20 protein-coding genes are annotated in these 21489 nt (G+C 71.8%); 10 read left to right on the forward strand and 10 right to left on the reverse strand.

Translation table 11 applies throughout. The features are described 5' to 3' along the window. Positions 1-504 precede the first annotated feature (504 nt). The 3 genes from MKK70_RS11925 (at position 505) to MKK70_RS11935 (ending at position 4152) form a co-directional block, all read left to right on the forward strand. The gene (locus tag MKK70_RS11925) at positions 505-2667 is read left to right on the forward strand and encodes a molybdopterin-dependent oxidoreductase (protein ID WP_243947928.1); all 2163 of its coding nucleotides are present in this window, start codon (positions 505-507) and stop codon (positions 2665-2667) included. A 154-nt stretch (positions 2668-2821) separates the two neighbouring features. Further along, the gene (locus MKK70_RS11930) at positions 2822-3484 is read left to right on the forward strand and encodes a response regulator (RefSeq protein ID WP_243947930.1); all 663 of its coding nucleotides are present in this window, start codon (positions 2822-2824) and stop codon (positions 3482-3484) included. A 287-nt stretch (positions 3485-3771) separates the two neighbouring features. After that, positions 3772-4152 carry a hypothetical protein gene (locus MKK70_RS11935; protein WP_243947932.1) on the forward strand — a complete coding sequence of 127 codons (381 nt, stop codon included), beginning with the start codon at positions 3772-3774 and terminating at the stop codon, positions 4150-4152. Positions 4153-4219: 67 nt separating this feature from the next. Here the strand turns inward: MKK70_RS11935 and MKK70_RS11940 are convergent, their stop codons facing one another. From MKK70_RS11940 to MKK70_RS11955, 4 genes are all read right to left on the reverse strand, one after another. Next, positions 4220-4843 carry a ribonuclease D gene (locus MKK70_RS11940; RefSeq protein WP_147730061.1) on the reverse strand — a complete coding sequence of 208 codons (624 nt, stop codon included), beginning with the start codon at positions 4841-4843 and terminating at the stop codon, positions 4220-4222. Between the two features lie 819 nt (positions 4844-5662). Continuing rightward, positions 5663-6031, reverse strand: coding sequence for a ComEA family DNA-binding protein (locus tag MKK70_RS11945; protein WP_243933067.1), 369 nt, complete (start codon positions 6029-6031; stop codon positions 5663-5665). Between the two features lie 162 nt (positions 6032-6193). Further along, complete coding sequence (locus MKK70_RS11950; protein WP_243947934.1) at positions 6194-6643, reverse strand: response regulator; 450 nt, start codon at positions 6641-6643, stop codon at positions 6194-6196. Continuing rightward, the gene (locus tag MKK70_RS11955; RefSeq protein ID WP_147729460.1) at positions 6640-7761 is read right to left on the reverse strand and encodes a histidine kinase dimerization/phosphoacceptor domain -containing protein; all 1122 of its coding nucleotides are present in this window, start codon (positions 7759-7761) and stop codon (positions 6640-6642) included. Before MKK70_RS11955 ends, MKK70_RS11950 begins: the two co-directional genes overlap by 4 nt. A gap of 494 nt (positions 7762-8255) precedes the next feature. Here MKK70_RS11955 and rpmF point away from each other — a divergent pair, with 494 nt between their 5' ends. Further along, on the forward strand, positions 8256-8444 hold the full coding sequence (rpmF, locus tag MKK70_RS11960; protein WP_147729459.1) for a 50S ribosomal protein L32: 189 nt from the start codon (positions 8256-8258) through the stop codon (positions 8442-8444). A 15-nt stretch (positions 8445-8459) separates the two neighbouring features. Here rpmF and MKK70_RS11965 read toward each other — a convergent pair whose 3' ends face one another. Next, the gene (locus tag MKK70_RS11965) at positions 8460-8765 is read right to left on the reverse strand and encodes a hypothetical protein (protein ID WP_243947936.1); all 306 of its coding nucleotides are present in this window, start codon (positions 8763-8765) and stop codon (positions 8460-8462) included. Positions 8766-8952: 187 nt separating this feature from the next. After that, positions 8953-9558 carry a polyhydroxyalkanoate synthesis repressor PhaR gene (phaR, locus tag MKK70_RS11970; protein WP_243933063.1) on the reverse strand — a complete coding sequence of 202 codons (606 nt, stop codon included), beginning with the start codon at positions 9556-9558 and terminating at the stop codon, positions 8953-8955. Between the two features lie 315 nt (positions 9559-9873). On the opposite strand from phaR, the gene MKK70_RS11975 reads away from it, so the two are divergent. From MKK70_RS11975 to MKK70_RS11985, 3 genes are all read left to right on the forward strand, one after another. Further along, positions 9874-11055: an acetyl-CoA C-acetyltransferase gene (locus MKK70_RS11975; RefSeq protein ID WP_147729163.1), complete on the forward strand. Its 1182-nt coding sequence runs from the start codon at positions 9874-9876 to the stop codon at positions 11053-11055. Positions 11056-11243: 188 nt separating this feature from the next. Continuing rightward, positions 11244-11972 carry an acetoacetyl-CoA reductase gene (phbB, locus tag MKK70_RS11980; protein WP_147729164.1) on the forward strand — a complete coding sequence of 243 codons (729 nt, stop codon included), beginning with the start codon at positions 11244-11246 and terminating at the stop codon, positions 11970-11972. Positions 11973-12255: 283 nt separating this feature from the next. Beyond that, on the forward strand, positions 12256-13413 hold the full coding sequence (locus tag MKK70_RS11985; RefSeq protein ID WP_243947938.1) for an HD-GYP domain-containing protein: 1158 nt from the start codon (positions 12256-12258) through the stop codon (positions 13411-13413). Positions 13414-13564: 151 nt separating this feature from the next. Here the strand turns inward: MKK70_RS11985 and MKK70_RS11990 are convergent, their stop codons facing one another. Continuing rightward, positions 13565-14467: a DMT family transporter gene (locus MKK70_RS11990; protein ID WP_243947939.1), complete on the reverse strand. Its 903-nt coding sequence runs from the start codon at positions 14465-14467 to the stop codon at positions 13565-13567. A 106-nt stretch (positions 14468-14573) separates the two neighbouring features. Here MKK70_RS11990 and MKK70_RS11995 point away from each other — a divergent pair, with 106 nt between their 5' ends. Continuing rightward, complete coding sequence (locus MKK70_RS11995) at positions 14574-15467, forward strand: LysR family transcriptional regulator (RefSeq protein WP_243947941.1); 894 nt, start codon at positions 14574-14576, stop codon at positions 15465-15467. Between the two features lie 78 nt (positions 15468-15545). After that, positions 15546-16490, forward strand: coding sequence for a DMT family transporter (locus tag MKK70_RS12000; RefSeq protein WP_409567331.1), 945 nt, complete (start codon positions 15546-15548; stop codon positions 16488-16490). Positions 16491-16621: 131 nt separating this feature from the next. Here MKK70_RS12000 and MKK70_RS12005 read toward each other — a convergent pair whose 3' ends face one another. From MKK70_RS12005 to MKK70_RS12015, 3 genes are all read right to left on the reverse strand, one after another. After that, entirely contained in the window at positions 16622-17047 is a 426-nt protein-coding gene (locus MKK70_RS12005) for a cupin domain-containing protein (RefSeq protein WP_409567918.1), read from the reverse strand. A 333-nt stretch (positions 17048-17380) separates the two neighbouring features. Then, entirely contained in the window at positions 17381-18148 is a 768-nt protein-coding gene (locus MKK70_RS12010; protein WP_243947943.1) for a hypothetical protein, read from the reverse strand. After that, positions 18145-18417 (reverse strand): hypothetical protein, encoded by a 273-nt coding sequence (locus tag MKK70_RS12015; protein ID WP_243947944.1) that lies wholly within the window; start codon positions 18415-18417, stop codon positions 18145-18147. Before MKK70_RS12015 ends, MKK70_RS12010 begins: the two co-directional genes overlap by 4 nt. 198 nt (positions 18418-18615) lie before the next feature. Here MKK70_RS12015 and MKK70_RS12020 point away from each other — a divergent pair. Continuing rightward, positions 18616-21489: phosphoenolpyruvate carboxylase (locus MKK70_RS12020; RefSeq protein WP_243947946.1), on the forward strand; the 2874-nt coding region annotated here is incomplete at its 3' end.

The raw sequence follows: 21489 nt of genomic DNA on the forward strand, positions 1-21489 counted from the left end.
AGATCGGAACGTGCACGCAATTTATAGATGTGGCAATCCGACGATTGCGTTCGAGGGCGATCGGGAGGACCGAACGTCAGCATGCAAGGCAGGTCGGCTTTCGCATCCATCGAGCAGACGCAAGTACAAGTCCCGCGTTCCCAAGTCGTCGCTCCATGCGCTGCCCGGAAGCGGACCGTCCGGCCTTGCCATGGGTCGTGCGCGGGCGCGACGGCGATGTCCGCTTCCGGTGGACCTGCGCGCGCGCGTCAGGTCCACCGGGCGCCCTTCATCGGCGGCGGCCTCCCGGAGCCGTACGGCCCGAGCCGACATCGGAACCGTGGCCGGCCGGCACGCGGGCTCGGCGCGGCCGCGACGAAACGGCCGGTGCCAGGGATCGCACCGGATCCGGCCCTTCCGCCCGCCCGGAATTTGGAATGGTTTGCAGTTTCGTGCACCTTAGGCGTGAATCGGGCACGCCATCCGGAACGCCAAGAAGGCCGGACGCCCGACGGTGGAGGAAACATGAACGAAATCGTCAAGCCGGACTCCCTGATCGTCGCGGAGGCCGAGAGCCTGACCGAGACCTTCTTCGGCGGCTGCCCGCACGATTGCCCGGACACCTGCTCGATGCTGTTCGAGGTGAAGGACGGGGAGCTGCTCGGCGTGCGGGGCAACCCGGACCATCCGATGACCCGCGGCGGCCTCTGCGTGAAGCTGAAGGACTACGAGAAGCGCCACTACCATCCCGACCGGCTGCTCTACCCGATGAAGCGGGTCGGCCCGAAGGGCGCGAAGCAGTTCGCGCGCATCACCTGGGACGAGGCGCTCGACACCATCGTCACGCGCTGGAAGGCGATCATCGACCAGCACGGCCCCGAGGCGATCGCGCCCTACAGCTACCTCGGCAACCAGGGCCTCGTGCACGGCTTGAACGGCGGCGACGCCTTCTTCAACCGCATGGGCGCCACCGTGACCGAGCGCACCTTCTGCGGCGAGGGCTCCTGCACCGCGTGGCTGCTCACCGTCGGCCCGACCGCCGGCCTCGACCCGGACAGCTACATCCACTCCAAGTACATCGTGATCTGGGCCTGCAACTCGGTCTCGACGAACCTGCACCACTGGGCCATCGTCAAGGACGCCCAGAAGAAGGGCGCCAAGGTCGTCGTCATCGACACCTACGCCTCGCGCACCGCCAAGGCGGCCGACTGGCACATCGCGCCGAAGCCCGGCACCGACGGCGCGCTCGCCATGGCGCTGATCAACTCGATCATCGCGCAGGGCCTCGTCGACCAGGACTACGTCGGCAACCACACGGTCGGCTTCGCGGAGCTGAAGGAGCGGGCCGCGCCCCGCACGCCGGAATGGGCCGCCGCGATCACCGGCGTCCCGGCCGAGGACATCCGCACGCTCGCCCGCGAGATGGCGACCGAGCAGCCGGTCGGCATCCGCATGGGCGTGGCGCTGGAGCGGCATTACGGCGGCGGGCAGACCATCCGCGCCGTCACCTGCATCCCGGCGCTGACCGGCGCGTGGCGTCACGTCGGCGGCGGCGTCACCCAGTTCGGCGTGTGGGAGCATCCCTACAAGTTCGACGTGATGTGCCGGCCCGACCTGATCCCGGAGGGGACCCGCGTCGTGTCGAACCTGCAGATCGGGCGCGCGCTCACCGGCGAGCTGAAGCTCGACCCGCCGATCCTGTCGATGATGTGCTGGAACTCGAACCCCGTCACGCAGGCGCCCGAGACCGACAAGATCGTCGAGGGGCTGATGCGCGAGGACCTGTTCATGGTCTCGGCCGAGCACTTCATCTCCGACACGGCGTCCTACGCCGACATCCTGCTGCCCGCCACGATGGGCGCGGAGATGGAGGACATGATCCTGTCCTGGGGCCACCTCTACCTGACCTACAACACCAAGTGCGCGGACGCGCCCGGCGAGGCGATCCCGAACAACGAGATCTTCCGCCGGCTCGCGGCCCGGCTCGGCTACGCGGAGGAGAACTTCACGTGGTCGGACAGCGAGTGCCTCGAGCACTACGTCGACTGGTCGTCGCCGGCCTGCGAAGGCATCGACCTCGCCTACATGCGCGAGCACGGCTTCGCCCGCCTCAAGGTCGGCACGCCGGACGACCGGGCGCCGCACCGGGAGGGCAACTTCCCGACGCCGACCGGCAAGTGCATGCTGAAGGTGGAGGGCGCCACGAACTTCGTCGCGCCGCCGTTCCGGCAGATGTACGAGGGCTTCCAGCCCGGCGAGGCGCTCGACCCGCTGCCCGATTATCTCGGCCCGCGCGAGTCCCACACCAACGACCCGGAGCTGGCGAGGCGCTTCCCGCTCAACATCGTCTCGCCCAAGAGCCACTACTTCCTGAACTCCTGCTACGCCAACATGGAGGACAAGCAGAAGAGCCAGGGCGAGCAGTTCGTACTGATCAGCCAGGCCGACGCCGACGCCCGCGGCATTCGCGACGGCGACAAGGTGCAGGTCGCCAACGACCGCGGCGCCTTCAAGGGCGTGGCCCGCATCACCGACGACGTGACGGCCGGCATCGTGGTCGCGACGCTGGGCTACTGGCGCCAGCTCAACGAGGGCACGGTCAACAGCATCTCGTCGGGCGCCTTCAGCGACATGGGCCACGCGCCCTCGTTCTCGGACAACCTCGTCGAGGTCGTTCGGGCGAACTGAGGCCGTCGCCGGCCGTGCGGCCAGCAGGCGCCCCACGGGGCGCGTGCTGCCTGCGGACGGCGCCCCGGGCTTGGCCGGATGCGGCGGATGTGCGAGGCCTCGTCGGCGGTTGCGGGCGGACGCGCGGGGCGGCCGAGCCCCGGAGGGGGAGGCCATGGAACTCCTGATCGTCGACGACCACCCGCTGTTCCGCGAGGCGCTCGCCAGCACGATCGGCCTGTCCGATCCCGACGCGGTGCTGCACGAGGCCGACGGGATCGCGGCGGCCTGCGCGATGCTGGCCGCCCATCGCGGCATCGAGCTGACGCTGCTCGACCTGTCGATGCGGGGTGTGTCGGGCTTCGACGGGCTCGTCACCATCCGCGCCCGGTTTCCGCGCGTGCCGATCCTGGTGGTGTCGGGGCACGAGGATCCGCGCATCATGCGCGAGGCGCTGCACCACGGGGCGGCCGGCTACGTGCCGAAGGCGGTCGACAAGGCGACGCTGACGCGGGCGATCCGGGACGTGCTCGCCGGCGCGCTCGCGATTCCCGAAGGCCTCGCCGAGGCCGGCCCGCCCGCCCGCGGCGTCGCGCGGAAGGCGCCGCTCGCCGAGCGCATCGCCCGCCTCACCCCGCAGCAGATGCGGGTGCTGCTGATGATCCGCCAGGGCAAGCTCAACAAGCAGATCGCCCACGCGCTCCAGGTCGGCGACTCGACCGTGAAGGCCCACGTCTCCGAGATCCTGCGCAAGCTCGAGGTGATCAGCCGGACGCAGATCGTGATCGACACCGCGTCGCTCGATTTCGACCGCCCGCAGGACGGCCATGCCGGCTGAGCGCGCGGTCTTCGCACCACACGCGATCTTGAGATCCGGCAGTTTCCTGCCGATCCGAGCGATCTTTGCAGCCTATGATAGCAACGGCCCGGCCCGGCCTTAACATGCGTCAACCGGACCGGCACGATCGACTGGTGCTTCGCCGGCGGAGCCCGGCCCTGTAGGCTCCGGACCCCGGTGCGACCTTTGCGACGACGCTCGGATCGCGCGGCTGATCCGCCGGTTGCCCTGCCGGATCGACGCCCCATCTTCCCCGTCGAGGGCGGCGTCAGCGAACAGGATCGACCGTGACCGTTTTTCGAACCATCCGTTTCCGCGGGCTCGCCCTCGCGGGCGCCCTCGCCGTGGCGCTGCCCGCCCTGGTCCACGCGCAGGAGATGCCGCGGATCGACGGCGCCCACAACGCCCTGCTGATCCACGGCAACTTCTGCGGCCCGGGCAACCGCGGGCCGGGGCACGCGCCGGTGGACGCCCTCGACCTCGCCTGCGCCCACCACGACGCCTGCACGCCGGACCGCGCCTCGGGCCGGCTGCCGCACTGCGCCTGCAACGACCGCCTGCGCGAGGAGGCCGGCCTCGTCGCCCACGATCCGCGCACGCCGCAGACCGTCCGCGACACCGCGCAGTTCATCGCCGACGGCGCCGACCTGCTGCCCTGCGACGACTGATCCGGCCCGACGACGCCTCGGCCCGGCGGCCGCCCCCGCCGGGCCGCCGCCGCGGGCCGGGCGCCGCTCAGGTGTGGGCGAAGATGTCGACCTCGGGCCAGCCGTCGAGGTCGAGCCGGGCGCGGGTCGGCAAAAAGGCGAAGCAGGCCTCGGCGAGATCCGTGCGGTTCTCGCGCGCCAGCATCCGGTCGAGGCGGTCGCGCGCGGCGTGGAGGTGGAGCACGTCGGAGGCGGCGTACTCCACCTGCGCCGGCGTCAGCGTCTCGGCGCCCCAGTCGGAGGATTGCTGCGCCTTCGACAGGTCGACCCCGACGCATTCGCGGACCACGTCCTTGAGCCCGTGCCGGTCGGTGTAGGTGCGCGCGAGCTTCGAGGCGATCTTGGTGCAGTAGACCGGCGCCGGCATCACCCCGAGCGCCCGGTACAGCACCGCGAGGTCGAACCGCGCATAGTGGAAGATCTTCCGCACCCCCGCATCGGCCAGGATGCCCGCCAGCACCGCGGGCACCGGCCCATCGCGAAGGATCTGCACGACGTCGGCCGAGCCGTCGCCCTTCGAGACCTGCACGACGCAGAGCCGGTCGCGATGCGGGTTGAGCCCCAGCGTCTCGGTGTCGACGGCGATCGCCGCCCCCGGCTCATACCCGGCCGGCAGGTCGCCGCGATGCAGGCGGATGGTGTGGCTCGGCATTTTTTTCGGACGTTTGGGGGTGGGGGGTTTTTGGCGGGTATCATCCGCTGGGGTGGGGGACAAGGTTGAGGGGACGCGGGTTCGACGGGCTTGAACGAGGGCTATGGGAAGGAGCGGAGTTCGGCCTTTGGTCCGAAAGCGGGCGTTCCGCATGCGACTCTACTCAGATGCTCAGGCGCCGTTCGACCTAAAGCAAAACCGGTTACGCGCCCTTTGATTACTTCATCCAATAATTAGATTTGATCAGGTTGCAAAATTGAATTTATTGGTATTTCTCGACAATCCAATGACCGTCTTCGAACATCATCTTAGATTCCTCCAAGATTTCCCCTCTACCTCCGCGTATATAGGTTAGTATCAACTCGCATCCATGACCCCGTGCATTCACGAAACGGCGCGAGGGCAGCGATGTCTTTAAATCAGTTCGATTGAATGGCTCGTTTTTGTCGGCCAACTCTCCGAAAGCAGTCGCTGCTTCCTTGGGCATGTCTCGACGAAAGGGGATCGGCACCCATTGATCGGCTGGATAAGGGCACGATAGTCCAGACATAGCGATGAGAAGAAAAAACATCAGCGAAGTCCCGCTAGATTTTAGCAAAACTAATGATTGAAAATTGATAGAGGTTTCAGGAATGAACCTTCCTACAGTCCTTTTGCCACCTATTCCGATCGTCCGACGCTGCTTCACCCAAAACTGGATCGGACCTTCCTCGGGCGCGAGAATGGTCGAAAGCGGTCAATAGAATTCTGTCAAGCGCCAACACTCTCCACTCCCGGCGCGCGGCCAACCCCCGCGCGCCGGCCCAAACTCCCAAAAATTCACTTCTGCTTGGCGATGACCTTGTCCTTGATGCCGTCGTAGACCGACTGCGAGAGGATCTTCTTCTGCACGAGGTCGTCCTTGCCCTTGTAGGGGCGGCCCTTGATGATCGCGGCCGAGCGGGCGGCGCCGATGCCGGGGAGCGCGTCGAGCTCGGCGGCGGAGGCGCTGTTGAGGTCGAGCAGGGCGCCCTTGGCGGCGTTCGGCGCGCCGGCGACGGGGGCCGAGGGCTTCATCGGCGCGGCCGGGGCGGCGGGCGCCGTCGCCGCGGGCTTGGTCGGGGTCGCGGGGGCGGGGCTCTGCGCCAGCGCCGGCGCGGCGGCGAGGCAGGCGAGAACGGCGAGGGTGCGCAGGAACTGAGTGGCCATGGTGGTCCTCCCGAAGGAACGGCGGCCCGGTGCCCGGCGCCGACGGCCTGGGGTGTGGGCCGGCGCGCTTGAACCGCGGCTTAACGCTGCGACACGCCGCCCCAGGCGCCGGTTCCAATCCCGAGCGGGCGCATCCGTTCCGTCATCGGGGCCCGGCGGCCGTCAGGGGCGCATCGCGGCGAAGCGGGCGAGGCATTGCGGCGAGATCCGCATCCCGTTCGGCACCGGGCCGGGCGGCGGCGGGCGGCGCACGCAGGTCTCGAGGTAGGCGAGCGCGGCCTCGAGCACGGTCTCGCTGAACGGCTTCGAGATCACCGCCGTCGCCCCCTCCATCTCCTCGGTGAGCTGGCGCGCGTTGGCGGTCATGAAGGCGGCGGTGATGCCGGCGCGGTCGCGGATCGCCTGCGCCACCTCGATCCCGGACGAGCCGTCGGCGAGCCGCAGGTCGATCAGCACCAGCTCGGGCCGGCACGCCTCGATCTGGGCGATCGCCTCGGCGGCGGTCATGGCGGTGCCGACCACGCGGTGCCCGGCCTCCTCGAGCATCATCTCGATCTGCATGAGGATGAGGGCCTCGTCCTCCACCACCAGGATCCGCAGCGGTTCGGTCACGGCGTCTCCGAACTGTCCGCCGTCTCGCGCGGCAGGCGTATGTTGACCGTGGTCCCCGGCTCGTTCGACTGCCAGGCGATGCTGGCGTTCAGCTGCCGGCACAGGGTGCCGATGAGGCGCTTGCCGAAGGAGCGCTTCTCCATCACCTCGATCGGCATGCCGATGCCGTCGTCGGCGATCTTGATGGCGAAGTACTTGCCGTCCGGCGCGACCGTGACGGAGAGCCGGCCGGGGCGCTCGTCAGGGAAGGCGTGCTTGAGCGCGTTGGTGATGAGCTCGTTCATCATCAGCGCCACCGGCGGCGCCTTGGAGACCGGCACCTCCACCGTCTCGAGGTCGAGGTGCAGGCGGATGCCGTCGCGACCGGAGCCGCGCACCAGGTCGTTGGAGAGGTCGCGGGCGAACTCGGCGACGTCGAAGCGCTCGACGTCGTTCGACTGGTACAGCCGCCGGTGCACGGTGCCGAGCGCCTCGACGCGGGTCAGCATCATCTCCATCGCCGCGCGCGCCGACGGGTCGGTGATCGCCTTGGTCTGCATGGCGAGCAGGGCGGCGATCATCTGGAGGTTGTTCTTGACCCGGTGGTCGACCTCGTGGACCAGCATCGTCTGCGTCGCAAGCGACTGGCTGAGATCGTGGGTGCGCTTGGCGACCTCGGCCTCGAAATGCGCCTTCTCCTGCTCGACCCGCATGTGCGCGTCGACGCGGTCGGTCACGTCGAGCTGCGAGGCGAAGAAGTAGGGCACCTCGCCGGCCTCGTTGGTGACCGGGCTGAGGTACAGCGCGTTCCAGAACGGGGTGCCGTCCTTGCGGTAGTTCAGGATGTCGATGGCGATGTCGCGCCCCGCCGTCACCGCCTCGCGGATGAGCGCGACGGCGCCGCGGTCGGTGCCCGCGCCCTGCAGGAAGCGGCAGTTGCGGCCCATGATCTCGTCGCGGGCGTAGCCGGTCATCCGCAGGAACGCGTCGTTGACGAACACGATCGGGTTGTCGGCCTGGCGCGGATCGGTGATGATCATCGCCATCCGCGTCGCGCGGACCGCGGCGGCGAACGGGTCGCCCTTGCCCTGCTCGGTGTCCAGGCGGCCGGTCTGGCGCCACGCGTCGGACGATTCCATCGAACGTGATCTCTCTCAACGGGTCGTATCCGCCGTCGGGTCGGTCGGGGTCACCCCACGTGCCGGCGGGACTTCAGGAGGCGGGGCGCCCGGTTCGTAATGCGAACAGCCGGGCGGCCCCGAAGCTTAACGGGGCATGGACGGGAAAAGGTTCAAAGAATTCTGCCCCCGCCGACTTTCTTCCGCGTGGCACGCATCTTCGCCGGCCCCGGCTCAGGTTGCGCCCGCGGCATCATACCCCGCCGTCGGCAAGTATTGCGCCCCGCAAATGGCCGGCAACGGGCCGTCATCGTCGCACCATCCGGGGCCGTTCCCGAGCGGAGCGTCGCGCCGTTCCGGGGGCTCGCCGAGGGCACGCGACGCCCCCTAGCCATGCCGGCCCGCCGCCGCTATAAGCGCGCCTTCGAATCTCCGTATCGAGCGGTGCGCGAGGCGATCCCGATCGGGAGACGCCCGGGCGCCGCTTTGGCGCCAGACCGCAAGGATTTCCCGTCATGGCCGTTCCGAAGCGCAAGACCTCCCCCTCCCGCCGCGGCATGCGCCGCTCGGCCGACGCCCTCAAGGCGCCGACCTACGTGACGGACAAGGATTCGGGCGAGCTGCGCCGCCCCCACCACATCGACCTGAAGACCGGCATGTATCGCGGCCGCCAGGTCCTGAACGTCAAGTCGACCGAGGCCTGAGACGGCCGTCCGGGATCAGGCCGTGAGCCGCGCCGTCTCGGCGTAGCGCGCGGCGGCGATCCCGGTGCGCTCCAGCCGCGACGGCCGCAGGGTCGGGTCGGATTCGACGATCATCTGCGTCAGGAAGCCTGCGAGCGGCCGCGTGCCGCCGCGGGCTTTTTGCGTGGCCGCGTCCTCCAGCGCCTCGGCCCGGCCGCCGGCGATCGCCACCAGGGCGCGGGAGGGCGCGGCCGGCCGCGCCGGCTCCCGCGGCTCGGGCGCCTGCGGCCGCACGGTCGCCCGTACCGTCCCGACACGCCCGATTGTCCCGATCTGCATCATCGCCCGCATCTCCCGGCCCGGTCGGGGCCGGCGCTGCAAAGGTGGGGCCGATGTTAACGGTTCGTCAACCTTTTATCGGCACGCGCCTCTCCCCTCCCCCGCACCCAAGTCGGGCCTGCCCGACTTGGGCACACGGGGTACGGATCTCGGGCAAGCCCGAGATCCGTCGGGGGGCGGGAAGAGGCGTCTACTTCTTCGCCAGCGCCTCGAGGCGCTCCTGCATCGCCAGCATCTGGCGCTTGAGGTCGTCGAGGTCGCTGCCGGCGGCGGCGGCCGGCGCGGGCGGGGCGGCCTGCCCGGCATGGGTGCCGGCGTTCGTCACGCCGGGCGGGGTGAAGCCGGTGAACATCTTCATGGCGTCGCCGAAGAAGCCCATGTTGGCCCGCACCTGCTGCTCGATGGCGCTCTGGAACGCCGACGAGCCGAATCCGGTCGAGAACTTCTCGCGCAGGCCGTCCTGGTCACGCGCGAAGTTCGCCATCGAGAACTCGAGGAAGCTCGGCACCATCGTGCGCATGCTGTCGCCGTAGAAGCGGATCAGCTGGCGCAGGAACGCCACCGGCAGGAGGTTGTCGGCGCCGGCCTTGTTCTCCTGCTCGAAGATGATCTGCGTCAGCACCGAGCGGGTGATGTCGTCGCTGGTGCGCGCGTCGTAGACGACGAAGTCCTCGCCGTTCTGCACCATCGTCGAGAGGTCCTCGAGGGTGACGTAGGTCGAGGTTCCGGTGTGGTACAGGCGCCGGTTGGCGTACTTCTTGATGACGGTCTGTTGTGCCTTGACGCTGTCCGCCATCTCTGCGGCCTCTCCCCGATCGCGCGACGACCACGGCCGGGCCCCCGCCGCCGGGAGCCGCCCACGCGCCGATCTCGACCTTAAGGCTTTCAGCCGGCGACGAAAATAGCAATCTGGCGCCTTTTCCCGCGGAATAATGCTAATTCCCGGCGCGTCCCGGGTCGCCCGAGCGAGCAGCCGCCGTCCGCCGAGCGTCACGCCCGGCGGTTCAGCCTTCTTGACTTCGATCGAGCGAGGCCCTTCATCCGGGGGAACGGCATTTTCGAGCGCGCGATCTCCAAGACGCGCCGGCCGACCACGAGGAGAACGTTTCAGATGGCAAGCGAAGACATCGTCATCGTCGGCGCGGCGCGCACGGCGGTTGGTTCGTTCGGGGGCGCCTTCAACACGGTGCCCGCGCACGAGCTCGGCAAGGTGGCGATCAAGGCCGCCCTCGAGCGCGCCGGCGTCTCCCCCGACGACGTGGACGAGGTGATCTTCGGCCAGGTGCTCACCGCCGGCGCCGGCCAGAACCCCGCCCGCCAGGCCGCCATCGCCGCCGGCATCCCCGAGAAGGCCACCGCCTGGGGCGTCAACCAGGTCTGCGGCTCGGGCCTGCGCACCGTCGCCATCGGCATGCAGCAGATCGCCAACGGCGACGCCACCGTCATCGTCGCCGGCGGCCAGGAGTCGATGTCGCTCGCCCCCCACGCGCAGTACCTGCGCGGCGGCCAGAAGATGGGCGACGTCAAGCTCGTCGACACCATGATCAAGGACGGGCTCTGGGACGCCTTCAACGGCTACCACATGGGCACCACCGCCGAGAACGTGGCGCAGGCCTTCCAGCTCACCCGCGAGCAGCAGGACCAGTTCGCCACCCGCTCGCAGAACAAGGCCGAGGCCGCCCGCAAGGAGGGCCGCTTCAAGGAGGAGATCGCCCCGGTCACCGTCCAGGGCCGCAAGGGCGACGTGGTCGTCGACACCGACGAGTACATCCGCGACGGCGCGACGGTGGAGGCCATGGCCAAGCTGAAGCCGGCCTTCTCCAAGGACGGCACGGTGACGGCCGCCAACGCGTCCGGCCTCAACGACGGCGCCGCCGCGATCGTGCTGATGTCGGCCTCGGAAGCCGAGCGCCGCGGCATCACCCCGCTCGCCACGATCAAGTCCTGGGCCACCGCCGGCGTCGACCCCAAGGTCATGGGCACGGGCCCGATCCCGGCCTCGCGAAAGGCGCTCGACAAGGCTGGCTGGAAGCCCGCCGACCTCGACCTGATCGAGGCGAACGAGGCCTTCGCCGCCCAGGCGCTCGCGGTGAACAAGGACATGGGCTGGGACGACGCCAAGGTGAACGTCAACGGCGGCGCCATTGCCATCGGCCACCCGATCGGCGCGTCCGGCGCCCGCGTCCTCGTCACCCTGCTGCACGAGATGAAGCGCCGCGACGCCAAGAAGGGCCTCGCCACCCTGTGCATCGGCGGTGGCATGGGCGTCGCCATGTGCATCGAGCGCGCGTGAGCCACAGCTCTCCGGAGCCGAAAATCCGGCTTTAGGCCGGACGCAAAACATTTCGCGTGCGGACGCCATCCGCACGCGGCATGACGGCACCATCCGCGGGCCGGAGGCGACGCCCGTCGCACCCGGCCCGATCGCGACCGAGAACACGTTCAAGAAACTGGAACACGTTCAAGAAACTGGAGGAAACCATGGCTCAGCAACGCGTCGCCCTCGTCACCGGCGGCACCCGCGGCATCGGCGCGGCGATCTCGAAGGGCCTGGCGGCCAAGGGCTACAAGGTCGCCGCCAACTACGGCGGCAACGACGAGGCGGCTCAAAGCTTCAAGGCCGAGACCGGCATCCCGGTGTTCAAGTTCGACGTCGGCGACTTCGCCGCCTGCGAGGCCGGCATCAAGGCGGTCGAGGCCGAGGTCGGCCCCGTCGACGTGCTGGTGAACAACGCCGGCATCACCCGCGACGGCCTGTTCCACAAGATGACCTTCGAGAAGTGGCAGGCGGTCATCAAGACCAACCTCGACTCGGCCTTCACCGTGACCCGCCCGGTGATCGAGGGCATGCGCAACCGCGGCTTCGGGCGCATCATCCTGATCTCGTCGATCAACGGCCAGAAGGGCCAGATCGGCCAGGCCAACTACTCGGCCGCCAAGGCCGGCGTGATCGGCTTCGCCAAGGCGCTGGCCCAGGAGAGCGCCGCGAAGGGCATCACCGTCAACGTGATCGCGCCGGGCTACATCGCCACCGACATGGTGATGGCGGTGCCCGAGGACGTGCGCAACAAGATCATCTCGACGATCCCCGTCGGGCGGCTGGGCGAGGCCGAGGAGATCGCCCGCGCGGTCGAGTACCTCGCCGCCGAGGATTCGGGCTTCATCACCGGCTCGACCCTGACGATCAACGGCGCCCAGTACATCGCCTGAGCGACGGCGCGGGGGGCCGCCCGGGTCCCCCGCCCGGACCGGGTCCGCGGCCGCCCGACGCTTCCCGCCCCGGCATCGCCGGCGCCATCGGGCACCGCCGCCGGCTGCGGATGCGGCGGCGGGACGCAGGGGGGGTTCTAGCCGGATCTGCCCGTCGCGGTGCCTATAGGCCAATGCACGCCGGCCGCTTTTTGCGCGCTCAACCCGCGATTGCTTTAATCGCTGGTGAGGAATCAGGCCCATGATGTGCGAAAGGGCGGATCGCGGGCGGCGAAGCACATCCATGAAGACGATCCTGGTCCTCACCGATCAGCCCGAGCGCGGCCGGAGGCTCGCCGGGCAGCTCCGACCGCTCGGCGAGCCGCTGGTGATCGACCTGCTGGATCCCTACCAGTCCCGGAACGCGCCCGACCTGTCCCAGGTGGTCGCCGTGGTCGGCGACGCCTCGCTGGCCCATTCGCAGCAGGTCTCGGGCCTGCACCGGTACATGCACCGGCTCGGCCCGGGGCGCGTCCCCTTCCTCTGCGTCCTCCACGAGGACACGCCCCGGGCGCACCTGCAGGCGCAGGCCCTCGGCGCGACCCGCACGCTCCGCGCCGACGCGGTGCTCCGCGAGCTCGTGCCGGCCCTGCGCGCCGTCGTGTCGGCGCCCTCGGTCGACGCGCCGGCGCCATCGCCCGCACCGGACGCCGCGCTTCCCTCCGCGCCCCCTTCCGCGCCCGACGGCGGCCGAACCGCGGTGCGGGCCGCCATCGCCGAGGCCGACACCGCGCTGACGCGGATCTTCGACCTCGGCCGCGCCGGCCGCGCCCCGGCCCCGGCGATGGCGGCGGCGGGCGCGGACCTCGTGGTCGGCGCCCTCAACAAGGCCGACATCCGCGGCTGGCTCGACGTGGTCTGGCGCTTCGACGACGCGACGCACCAGCACTGCCTGCTGGTGGCCGGCCTCGCGGCGGGCTTTGCCCGGCAGCTCGGCCTGCGCACGCAGGATTGCCGCGACCTGACCCAGGCCGCGCTGCTGCACGACCTCGGCAAGGCCCGCATCCCGCTGGCGATCCTCAACAAGCCGGCCCGGCTCGACGAGGCCGAGATGGCGGTGATGCGGACCCATCCGGTGCTGGGCATCGAGATGCTGCAGGGCCAGGACTACCCGGCGGCGATGCTCGCGGTGGTGCGCTCCCACCACGAGGCGCTCGACGGCTCGGGCTATCCGGACGGGCTGACCGCGCGGCAGATCCCCGACCTCGTGCGCCTGATCACGGTCTGCGACATCTACGGGGCGCTGATCGAGCGGCGGCCCTACAAGCGCCCGCTCTCGGGCGAGGCCGCCTACGACCTCCTCCGCGGCATGACCGGCAAGGTCGACCCGGACCTCGTCAACGCCTTCAAGCCGATCGCGGAAGCCGTCGGCAGCACCATCGCCAGCGCGAGCGCCGCCTGACGTCTCTGCCCCGGGCGAACCGATCGACGCGGATCGCGTCGGCTCGACCTGCACGATGCGTGAGTGCATTGGGCCGGCGAGGGAAGGCCCCGCGCCGCGTCCGGTCGCGCGACAGGCGGCGTGAGCCCGCGCGATCGCCCGACGGACAACGTCAGGCATGACGCTTGGCCCCGGCCACGCACAGGACGACCACGGCGGTGGCGAGCAGCATGCCCGGCGCCACGGGCTCGTGCAGCAGGAGGCCGGCCAGCGCCAGGCCGAGGAACGGCTGCAGCAGCTGGAGCTGGCCGACGCCGGCGATGCCGCCGAGCGCAAGCCCGCGGTACCAGAACACGAAGCCGACGAGCATGCTGAACACCGAGACGTAGGCGAGCGCCGCCCAGGCCGGCCAGCCGACGTCCCACGCCTCCGGCAGGGTCGCGAGCGCCAGCGCGAGGGTGACGGGCAGCGACAGCACCAGCGCCCAGGAAATGACCTGCCAGCCGCCGAGCCGGCGCGACAGCGCGGCCCCCTCGGCGTAGCCGAGGCCGCAGCGCAGGATCGCGGCCAGCATCGACAGGTCGCCGGCGAGCGACCCGGCCCCGCCCTGCGCCAGGGCGAAGCCCGCGACCGCGAGGCCGCCGAGGCCGGAGAACAGCCAGAAGGCTGGCCTGGGCCGCTCGCCGCCGCGCAGCACGCCGAACACGGCCGTCGCCAGCGGCAGCAGGCCGAGGAAGACGATGGAATGGGCCGCCGTGACGTGCCGGAGCGCCAGCGCGGTGAGCAGCGGGAACCCGATCACCACGCCGAGCCCGACGATCGCCAGCGGGCCGAGGTCGCGCCGCAGCGGCCGCGGCGCGCGCAACGCCAGCAGCAGCCCCGCCCCGAGCAGCCCCGCGATCGCGGCGCGGGCCGCGGTGAGGAACAGCGGCGCGAAGCCGGCCACCGCCACCCGCGTCGCCGGCAGCGAGGCGCTGAAGATGAGGATGCCGAGGAGCCCGCTGCCCCAGCCCGCATGAGTCGTCCGGGCCGGGATCGTCGGTGTCGAATTCGTCGGTTTGAGGATCGTCCGCATCGCGTTCGCCGTCCCGCCGGCCGCTCCGGCTGCGCCCGCGCCTTGACAACCACCGCCGGCCCATGCCGTCAAATGCCCGAAACCTCGCTTCTCATGCAGATCGGGCATGATGAACCCCGCCCATCTCGACCTGTTCCGCGCGGTGCTGCGCCATGGCGGCATGACGCGGGCGGCCGAGGCGCTCGGCATCGGCCAGCCGCACGTGAGCCGCGCGGTCGCGCAGCTCGAGCGCGACCTCGGCTTCCCGCTGTTCCTGCGCGGGCACGGCAGCGCGGTGCCGACCGCGGAGGGCGAGGCCTTCGCCCGCGAGGTGGAGCGCACCTATGCCGGGCTCGACCACCTGCGCGAGGTCGCCCGCCGCATCCGCGAGATGGGCACCGGGCCGCTGCGCATCGCCTGCCAGCCGTCGCTCGTCGCCCGCCTGCTGCCGCGGGCGATCGGCCGCCTCCGGGCGGCGCATCCCGAAGCCCGGGTGGCGGTGCACGTGCCGGCGCCGGACACGATCTGGTCCTGGGCCGCCTCCGGCCAGTGCGATCTCGGCCTGGTGCGCCCGCGCTCCGGCCATGCGGGGGTGATCGCCGAGCCGTTCCTGACGGTCGACGCGGTCTGCGCCCTGCCCCGGCGCCATCCGCTGGCGGGCGGGCGCGCGATCACGGTCCAGGACCTCGCCGACGTGCCGCTGATCGCCGGCGCGCCCGGCGACTTCCAGCAGGCGGTGGAGGCGGCGTTCCGCGACGCCGGCCTGGCGCCGCGCTTCGGCCCGACGGCGCAGTACACCGCCGCCCGCTGCGGCCTCGTCGCCGAGGGTCTGGGGCTGGCCATCGTCGACCCGGTCGCCGCCCGCGACCTCGCCCTGCCGATCGTGCTGCGCCCCTTCCGCCCCCGCCTGCCGATCGCGACCCTGCTGATCCGCCCGGCGAAGCCGCCGGGCCTCCTGGCGGAACGCCTGATCGGCTTCCTGCACGCGGCGCGCGACGCGGACGGCTTCTCGGCGGGGTGAGGGAGATGCGTGGTTCCGGGATGCCGTCCGACCGGGCCTGCCCCGCGCCAAAACCCCGTTGCCCTCGCCCGCGGGTCCGTGGGAGAGCGGAATCCCTTCCGCGATCACGGGTCTCGCGCGATCTCCTCCTCCTCCGCCACCCTCCTCGGCTGCGGCGCGATCCTGCTGTGGTCGCTGCTGGCGCTGTTCACCGCGGCGTCGGGGGCGGTGCCGCCGTTCCAGCTCGCGGCGATGACGTTCGCGCTCGGCGGCCTCGTCGGCTGCGCGAGCTGGCTGTCGCGCCGGGGCGGGATCGCCGCCGGCCTCGCGTCCCTGCGCCAGCCCTGGCCGGTCTGGGCGCTCGGGGTCGGCGGGCTGTTCGGCTACCACGCCCTGTACTTCGCCGCCCTGCGGCTGGCGCCGCCGGCCGAGGCCGGGCTGATCAACTATCTCTGGCCGCTGCTGATCGTGCTGTTCTCGGCGCGGCTCCCCGGCGCCGGCGGGCTGCGGCCCGGCCACCTCCTCGGCGCGGTGCTCGGGCTCGCCGGCGTGGTGGCGCTGTTCCTCGGCCGCGGCGACCTTCGCGGCGCCGCTGCGGGCTTCCTCTCGGACGCGGCCTTGCCGGGCTATGCGGCCTCGCTCGCCGCGGCCTTCGTCTGGGCGGGCTACTCGGTGCTGTCGCGCCGGGTCGGCGCGGTGCCGACGGATGCGGTCGCCGGCTTCTGCCTCGCCACCGCCGCGCTCAGCCTCGCCTGCCACCGCGCCTGGGAGGTGACGGCGTGGCCGGCGGGCGCGCTGCAATGGGGCGCCGTCGCGGCCCTCGGCCTCGGCCCGGTCGGGGCGGCGTTCTACCTGTGGGACATCGGCTGCAAGCGCGGCGACATCCGCCTGCTCGGCGTCGCGGCCTACGCCGCGCCGGTGCTCTCGACGCTGATCCTCGTCGCCGCGGGCTACGCCGCCGCGACCCCGGTGCTCGGCCTCGCCTGCGCCCTCATCGTCGCCGGGGCGCTCGTCGCGCTGCGGGCCTCGCGCCGCGGGACGTGAGCGGGAGCGGCGTCGCGTCCGCATCGACGATCCGCGGCGCCGCCTCCCCTCTCCCGGCCCGCGGGGCGATGGGCGAGGGGCGAGGGGATGCGCGGCCGTCGTCTCGGCGGCCCGGCCCGGACGCGCCCGCGTCACCGCGGCGTCGGGCGCCAGTCAGGCGGGGCCATCTCGAAGCCGGCGAAGTCGAAGGCGGGGGAGACCGTGCAGCCGACGAGCGTCCAGGCACCGAGGCTGGTCGCCGTCTGCCAATGGCCCTCGGGGACCACCAGCTGCGGCCGCTGCCCGCGCGCCAGGTCCGGGCCGAGATGGTGGGCGGCGGCGTCGTGGCCGTTCGGGCTCACGGTCAGCACCAGCGGCGCGCCGGCGTGCCAGTGCCAGATCTCGGCGGCGTCGACGCGGTGCCAGGCCGAGACCTCGCCGACGTCGAGCAGGTAGTAGATCGCGCTGCCGACCGAGCGGCCCCCGACCAGGCGCGGATCGCGGAAGGTCTCGCGGTAATGCCCGCCCTCCGGGTGGGGCCGAAGCCCGAGCGCCGCGATCACCCCGGCCGCCGTCATCTCCGCCATGGTTCCTCGCATCCTTCGATCAGGCTCGGTCCGGGGACCGTGGTGGCACATTCAGCACGCGCTTGCCTCGGCCGAAAAGGCTGTCGCACCCGCGCCTCGTGCCGGCGAGGCGCGGATCCCCTCTCCCGTTCGGGAGAGGGACAGGGCGAGGGGACAGGTCTTTCCGGCGAGGTCGCACCCCTCACCCCAACCCTCTCCCGGACGGGAGAGGGGGCCGTCCTGCACCGCGAACGAGCCATCCGGGGCCGTCCTGCGGAGATGCGCGCACGACAACCCGCGTCAGGCGCGGGAAGAACGCGGCGAGCCTCCGCCAGAACCCCGCGCCTACTCGGCGATGGCGCCCTGCGGGACGTGGAAGCCGGGCGGGGCCTTCGGGGCCGCATCCTTGCGCGGCGCGGGTTTCGCCGGCCTCCGCGCGGCCGCTTTCGCCGGTTCCTGGCCGGCGCCGCTCGGGTCGGGCGCGCCGTCCGCCGGCCCGGCTTCCAGAGCGTTCCCCTTGGCGTTGCCCTTGGCGTTCCCCCTGCCCGCCCCCTTGCTCGCCCCTTGGCCGTTCCCCTTGGTCCCGCGTGCGACCACCGGCGGCGCGGCGACGGCGGGCGGGTCGATGCAGGCGCGGAAGGCGAGCGCGGCCAGCGGGGTGCCGTCCTCGGCGACGATCGGCAGCGGGTCGGGCAGGTCCGGCAGGCCGTTCTCCCAGCGGATCGGGGCGCCGAGCTGGGTTTCGAGGGCGGCGGGGGCGGGCCCGCGGCGCAGCGCCGTCAGGTCCGGCCCGTAGGCGGTGGCGGGCTTGGCCGCGATCACCACCTGCAGCACCTGGCTGGTTTCCGGCGTCAGCGGCCGCAGCGGGTTCGCGATGCTGGCGCGGCCGATCCGCGTCACCACCACGTCGAAGCCCTTGGCGCCCTCGAAGCGCGCCGCCCGCGCGCCGCAGGGTTGCAGCACCGCGAGGTCGGCGGCCGGGGTCGGCAGGGCCGGCTCGGGAGCGGGCGCGGGGACGGGCGCAGGGGCGGCCGGCGCGGGCGGCGAGACTTGCGCCTGGGCCGGCGCCGCGGCGAGCCCGGCGGCCAGCAGCGCGAGCAGAAAGGTCCTCATCGCGGGTCGCCCTCCGTGCGATCGGGCCGGGCCAGGCGCGGCGCCTCCCGGCTCTCCGCCCGGATCGGCTCGAGGTCGAGCACCGCGCCGGAGCGGTCGATCGGGCTCGCGGTCGGGCCGATCTCGGCCAGCAGCAGCGCCTCGTCGGCGGCGTCGTGCTCGCTGTCGAGGCGCAGCGGTTCGCGCCGGCCGCGCGCGAGCAGCCAGAGCACCACCGTGCCGGCCACCGCGCAGGCCGCGACGGCCGCCAGGATCAGGAGCGTTTCCATTGCCCCGCAGCGTTAGCGCAAGCGGAGGCCGCATGCACCCCGGGGCACGCCTGCGACCGCACGCGGCCGGGATCCGCGGCGAGACCTTGGCCGGAGCGGAACGGTCCTTGCCTCTCCGGCCCCGGGCCGCCGGCGCCTTGCACGCGCCGGGCGTCCCCGCCAAAAGCCGCCTGCCCCCGTCCTGCCGGAGCCTGATCGATGCGAACGCACGCCCATCGCGACCCGGAGGAGCTCGAAGGCCATCTCGTCGGGCTGATCGAGGCCTCGCGCGAGCAGGCGAGCGAGGATCCGTTCCGCAACCCCGTGCTGGCGGTGACGCTGGCGATCACCCGCCGGTTCGACCGGGACGAGATCGGCGAGGCCGACCTCGACGCGCTGTTCGTGCGCCTGCGGGCGCAGGCGCTGGCCGACCGCGCGGCGCGGCTGCGCGCCTACGTCGGCATCGAGGACCATCCCGATGCCGACGCGGCGATGCCGGCGCGCCTCGTGGCGGCGGTGCCCGACCGGCCCGGCGCCTTCGAGAGCTTCCGCGACCGGATCGCGCGCACCGCCTTCGCCGTGGTGTTCACCGCGCACCCGACCTTCGGCATGCCGAAGGCGGTGGCGGCCCTGCTCGCCGAGGCCGCGAGCCTCGACGACCCGGATGCGCGCGCGCCCCTGATCGAGAAGGCCGCCCGGCTCTCGACCCGGCCGGACGCGCCGATCACCCTCGACGGCGAGTTCGAGCAGGCCTGCGTGGCCGCCAACCACGGCCGCGAGGCGGTGGACGCGTTCAACGGCGCGCTGCTCGACGCCGCGCAGAGGCGCTGGCCCGACCGCTGGACCGAGCTGGTGCCGAAGCCCTTCGCCATCGCCAGCTGGGTCGGCTGCGACACCGACGGGCGCACCGACATCGGCTGGTGGGACACCCTGCGCTACCGCCTCGAATCCAAGCGCATGCAGCTCGACCGGGTGATGCGCCACCTCCCCGCCATCCCCGCCGCGAACGTGGTGCGGACGCTCGCTGAGCAGGCGCTGGCCGCCGTCAACCGCCAGCTCGCGGTGGCGCCGCGGCTTGGCGATAAGCCCTCGCTCGAGGCGGTGCACCGCTTCGCGCTGGCGCTGATCATCGAGCGCGAGCGGGCGCAGACCGATTCCGGCGCGCTGCTGGCCGGGCTCGCCGGCGCCGTCACCGCGGCCGAGACGGACGCCGACCGGCGCAGGATCGCGGTCCTGCGCTCGGGCATCGCCACGCACGGGCTCTCGAACGCGCTGCCGCATTTCCGGCTCAACGCCAGCCAGATCCACAACGCGGTCCGCCGGGTCATCGACCTCGAAGGCGAGCCGGCCGACGCCGCCCAGCGCCGTTCGCACCTTTCGGCGATCCACACGCTGCTCAACGACGTGCAGCCGGTGGCGGTGGATTTCGGTGCGCTCGCCGCCGAGCGCGCCTCCGCCGCCCGGCTGATGATGACGATCGCGCAGATCCTCAAGCACGTCGACGGCACGCACCCGGTGCGCTTCCTCATCGCCGAGACCGAGACCGGCTACACGCTGCTGGCCGCGCTCTGGCTCGCGCGCCATTACGGCATCGCCGACAAGCTCGAGATCACGCCGCTGTTCGAGACGGCGAGCGCCCTGGAGCAGGGCATCCGGGTGCTCGACGATGCGCTGCGCAACCCGCACTGGCGGCGCTACCTCAAGCGCATCGGCCGCCTCACCGTGCAGTTCGGCTATTCCGATTCCGGGCGCTACGTCGGCCAGCTCGCCGCCACCTTCTGGATCGAGCGGCTGCGCCTGCGCATCACCGAGATGCTGGTCTCGAACGGGCTCGCCGACGTCGAGCTGGCGATCTTCGACACCCACGGCGAATCGATCGGCCGCGGCGCCCACCCGACCTCCCTGCGCGACCGCCTCGCCTACCTCGCCCCCGAGGATGCGCGCGCGCGCAACCAGAAGGCCGGGATCAAGGTCCGCCTCGAATCGAGCTTCCAGGGCACCGACGGCTACCTGCTGTTCGGCTCGCAGGCGATCGCCGAGGCCTCGATCGCGCGGGTGGCCGAGCACGTCTACGCCCTCGACGTGGCCGAGGACGACGCCTTCCCCGACTACGCCCTCTCCGACGCGACCGAGGGCGCGGACGCCGCCGACGATCCCGTCTACGCCGAGACCGACTTCGCCCTCGAGTTCTTCACCGTCGTGCGCCAGGACATGGAGGCGCTGGTCGACGATCCCGGCTACGCCGCCCTGCTCGGCACCTTCGGCCCGGGGCTGATCGACCGCACCGGCTCGCGCCCGGTGGCGCGGCAGTCGGATTCGGGCGGGCCGGCGCTGATCACCCATCCGCGCCAGATGCGGGCGATCCCCAACAACGCGATCCTGCAGCAGCTCGGCTACCTCGCCAACTCCCTGCACGGGCTCGGCCGCGCGGCGGGGCGCGCGCCCGACCTGTTCCGCGACATGCGCCGCGACTCGGTGCGGTTCTCCCGCGCCTTCCGCCTGGTCCAGCACGCGGCCTCGGTCGGCGACCTCGACGTGCTGCGCGCCTACATCGACACGCTGGACCCCGCGGTGTGGCTCGAGCGCGCCCGCCGCACCCAGAAGGACGGCCGGCGCGAGGAGCTGATCGTCATCGCCGGCGTCCTCGACCGCCTCGACCTCGCGCCGAACCTGCGCCGCCTGTTCGGGCGGCTGACCACCGACGCGCTGAGCCTGCAGGCCGCCGCCCCCGACCTGCGGAAGATGTCGGTGCGCCTCACCCTGCTCCACGCGATCCGCCTCGCGCTGATCCACCGGATCTGGTTCACCGCCGTCCACATCCCCGGCTTCCGGCCCCAGGCCGGCGTCAGCCGCGAGCAGCTGCTGGAGCGCTTCCTGCGCCTCGACATCGACGGCTGCCTGAAGCTCCTCGACGAGATCTTCCCCGTCACCCCCGACCCGACGCTCGGCCTCAACTTCGGCGAGCCGGCCGGCCCGCGCGACGTCGGCACCTACGAGGCCGAGCATTCCGGCCTGTTCCAGCCGATCGCCAAGATGTTCACCCAGGTGCGCGAGATCTCGGGGATGATCCAGCACGAGGTCGGCGCGTTCGGG

Origin of the sequence: Methylobacterium sp. E-041, assembly GCF_022829665.1 — a bacterium.
Classification (GTDB): Bacteria; Pseudomonadota; Alphaproteobacteria; order Rhizobiales; family Beijerinckiaceae; genus Methylobacterium.

What these genes read in the sequence shown, in the direction of transcription:
- MKK70_RS11925 (WP_243947928.1), top strand. Translation starts at nt 505, where the DNA reads ATGAACGAAATCGTCAAGCCGGACTCCCTGATCGTCGCGGAGGCCGAG.
- MKK70_RS11930 (WP_243947930.1), top strand. Translation starts at nt 2,822, where the DNA reads ATGGAACTCCTGATCGTCGACGACCACCCGCTGTTCCGCGAGGCGCTC.
- MKK70_RS11940 (WP_147730061.1), bottom strand. Translation starts at nt 4,843, where the DNA reads ATGCCGAGCCACACCATCCGCCTGCATCGCGGCGACCTGCCGGCCGGG.
- MKK70_RS11945 (WP_243933067.1), bottom strand. Translation starts at nt 6,031, where the DNA reads ATGGCCACTCAGTTCCTGCGCACCCTCGCCGTTCTCGCCTGCCTCGCC.
- MKK70_RS11955 (WP_147729460.1), bottom strand. Translation starts at nt 7,761, where the DNA reads ATGGAATCGTCCGACGCGTGGCGCCAGACCGGCCGCCTGGACACCGAG.
- rpmF (WP_147729459.1), top strand. Translation starts at nt 8,256, where the DNA reads ATGGCCGTTCCGAAGCGCAAGACCTCCCCCTCCCGCCGCGGCATGCGC.
- MKK70_RS11965 (WP_243947936.1), bottom strand. Translation starts at nt 8,765, where the DNA reads ATGATGCAGATCGGGACAATCGGGCGTGTCGGGACGGTACGGGCGACC.
- phaR (WP_243933063.1), bottom strand. Translation starts at nt 9,558, where the DNA reads ATGGCGGACAGCGTCAAGGCACAACAGACCGTCATCAAGAAGTACGCC.
- MKK70_RS11975 (WP_147729163.1), top strand. Translation starts at nt 9,874, where the DNA reads ATGGCAAGCGAAGACATCGTCATCGTCGGCGCGGCGCGCACGGCGGTT.
- phbB (WP_147729164.1), top strand. Translation starts at nt 11,244, where the DNA reads ATGGCTCAGCAACGCGTCGCCCTCGTCACCGGCGGCACCCGCGGCATC.
- MKK70_RS11985 (WP_243947938.1), top strand. Translation starts at nt 12,256, where the DNA reads ATGAAGACGATCCTGGTCCTCACCGATCAGCCCGAGCGCGGCCGGAGG.
- MKK70_RS11990 (WP_243947939.1), bottom strand. Translation starts at nt 14,467, where the DNA reads ATGCGGACGATCCTCAAACCGACGAATTCGACACCGACGATCCCGGCC.
- MKK70_RS11995 (WP_243947941.1), top strand. Translation starts at nt 14,574, where the DNA reads ATGATGAACCCCGCCCATCTCGACCTGTTCCGCGCGGTGCTGCGCCAT.
- MKK70_RS12005 (WP_409567918.1), bottom strand. Translation starts at nt 17,047, where the DNA reads ATGACGGCGGCCGGGGTGATCGCGGCGCTCGGGCTTCGGCCCCACCCG.
- MKK70_RS12010 (WP_243947943.1), bottom strand. Translation starts at nt 18,148, where the DNA reads ATGAGGACCTTTCTGCTCGCGCTGCTGGCCGCCGGGCTCGCCGCGGCG.
- MKK70_RS12015 (WP_243947944.1), bottom strand. Translation starts at nt 18,417, where the DNA reads ATGGAAACGCTCCTGATCCTGGCGGCCGTCGCGGCCTGCGCGGTGGCC.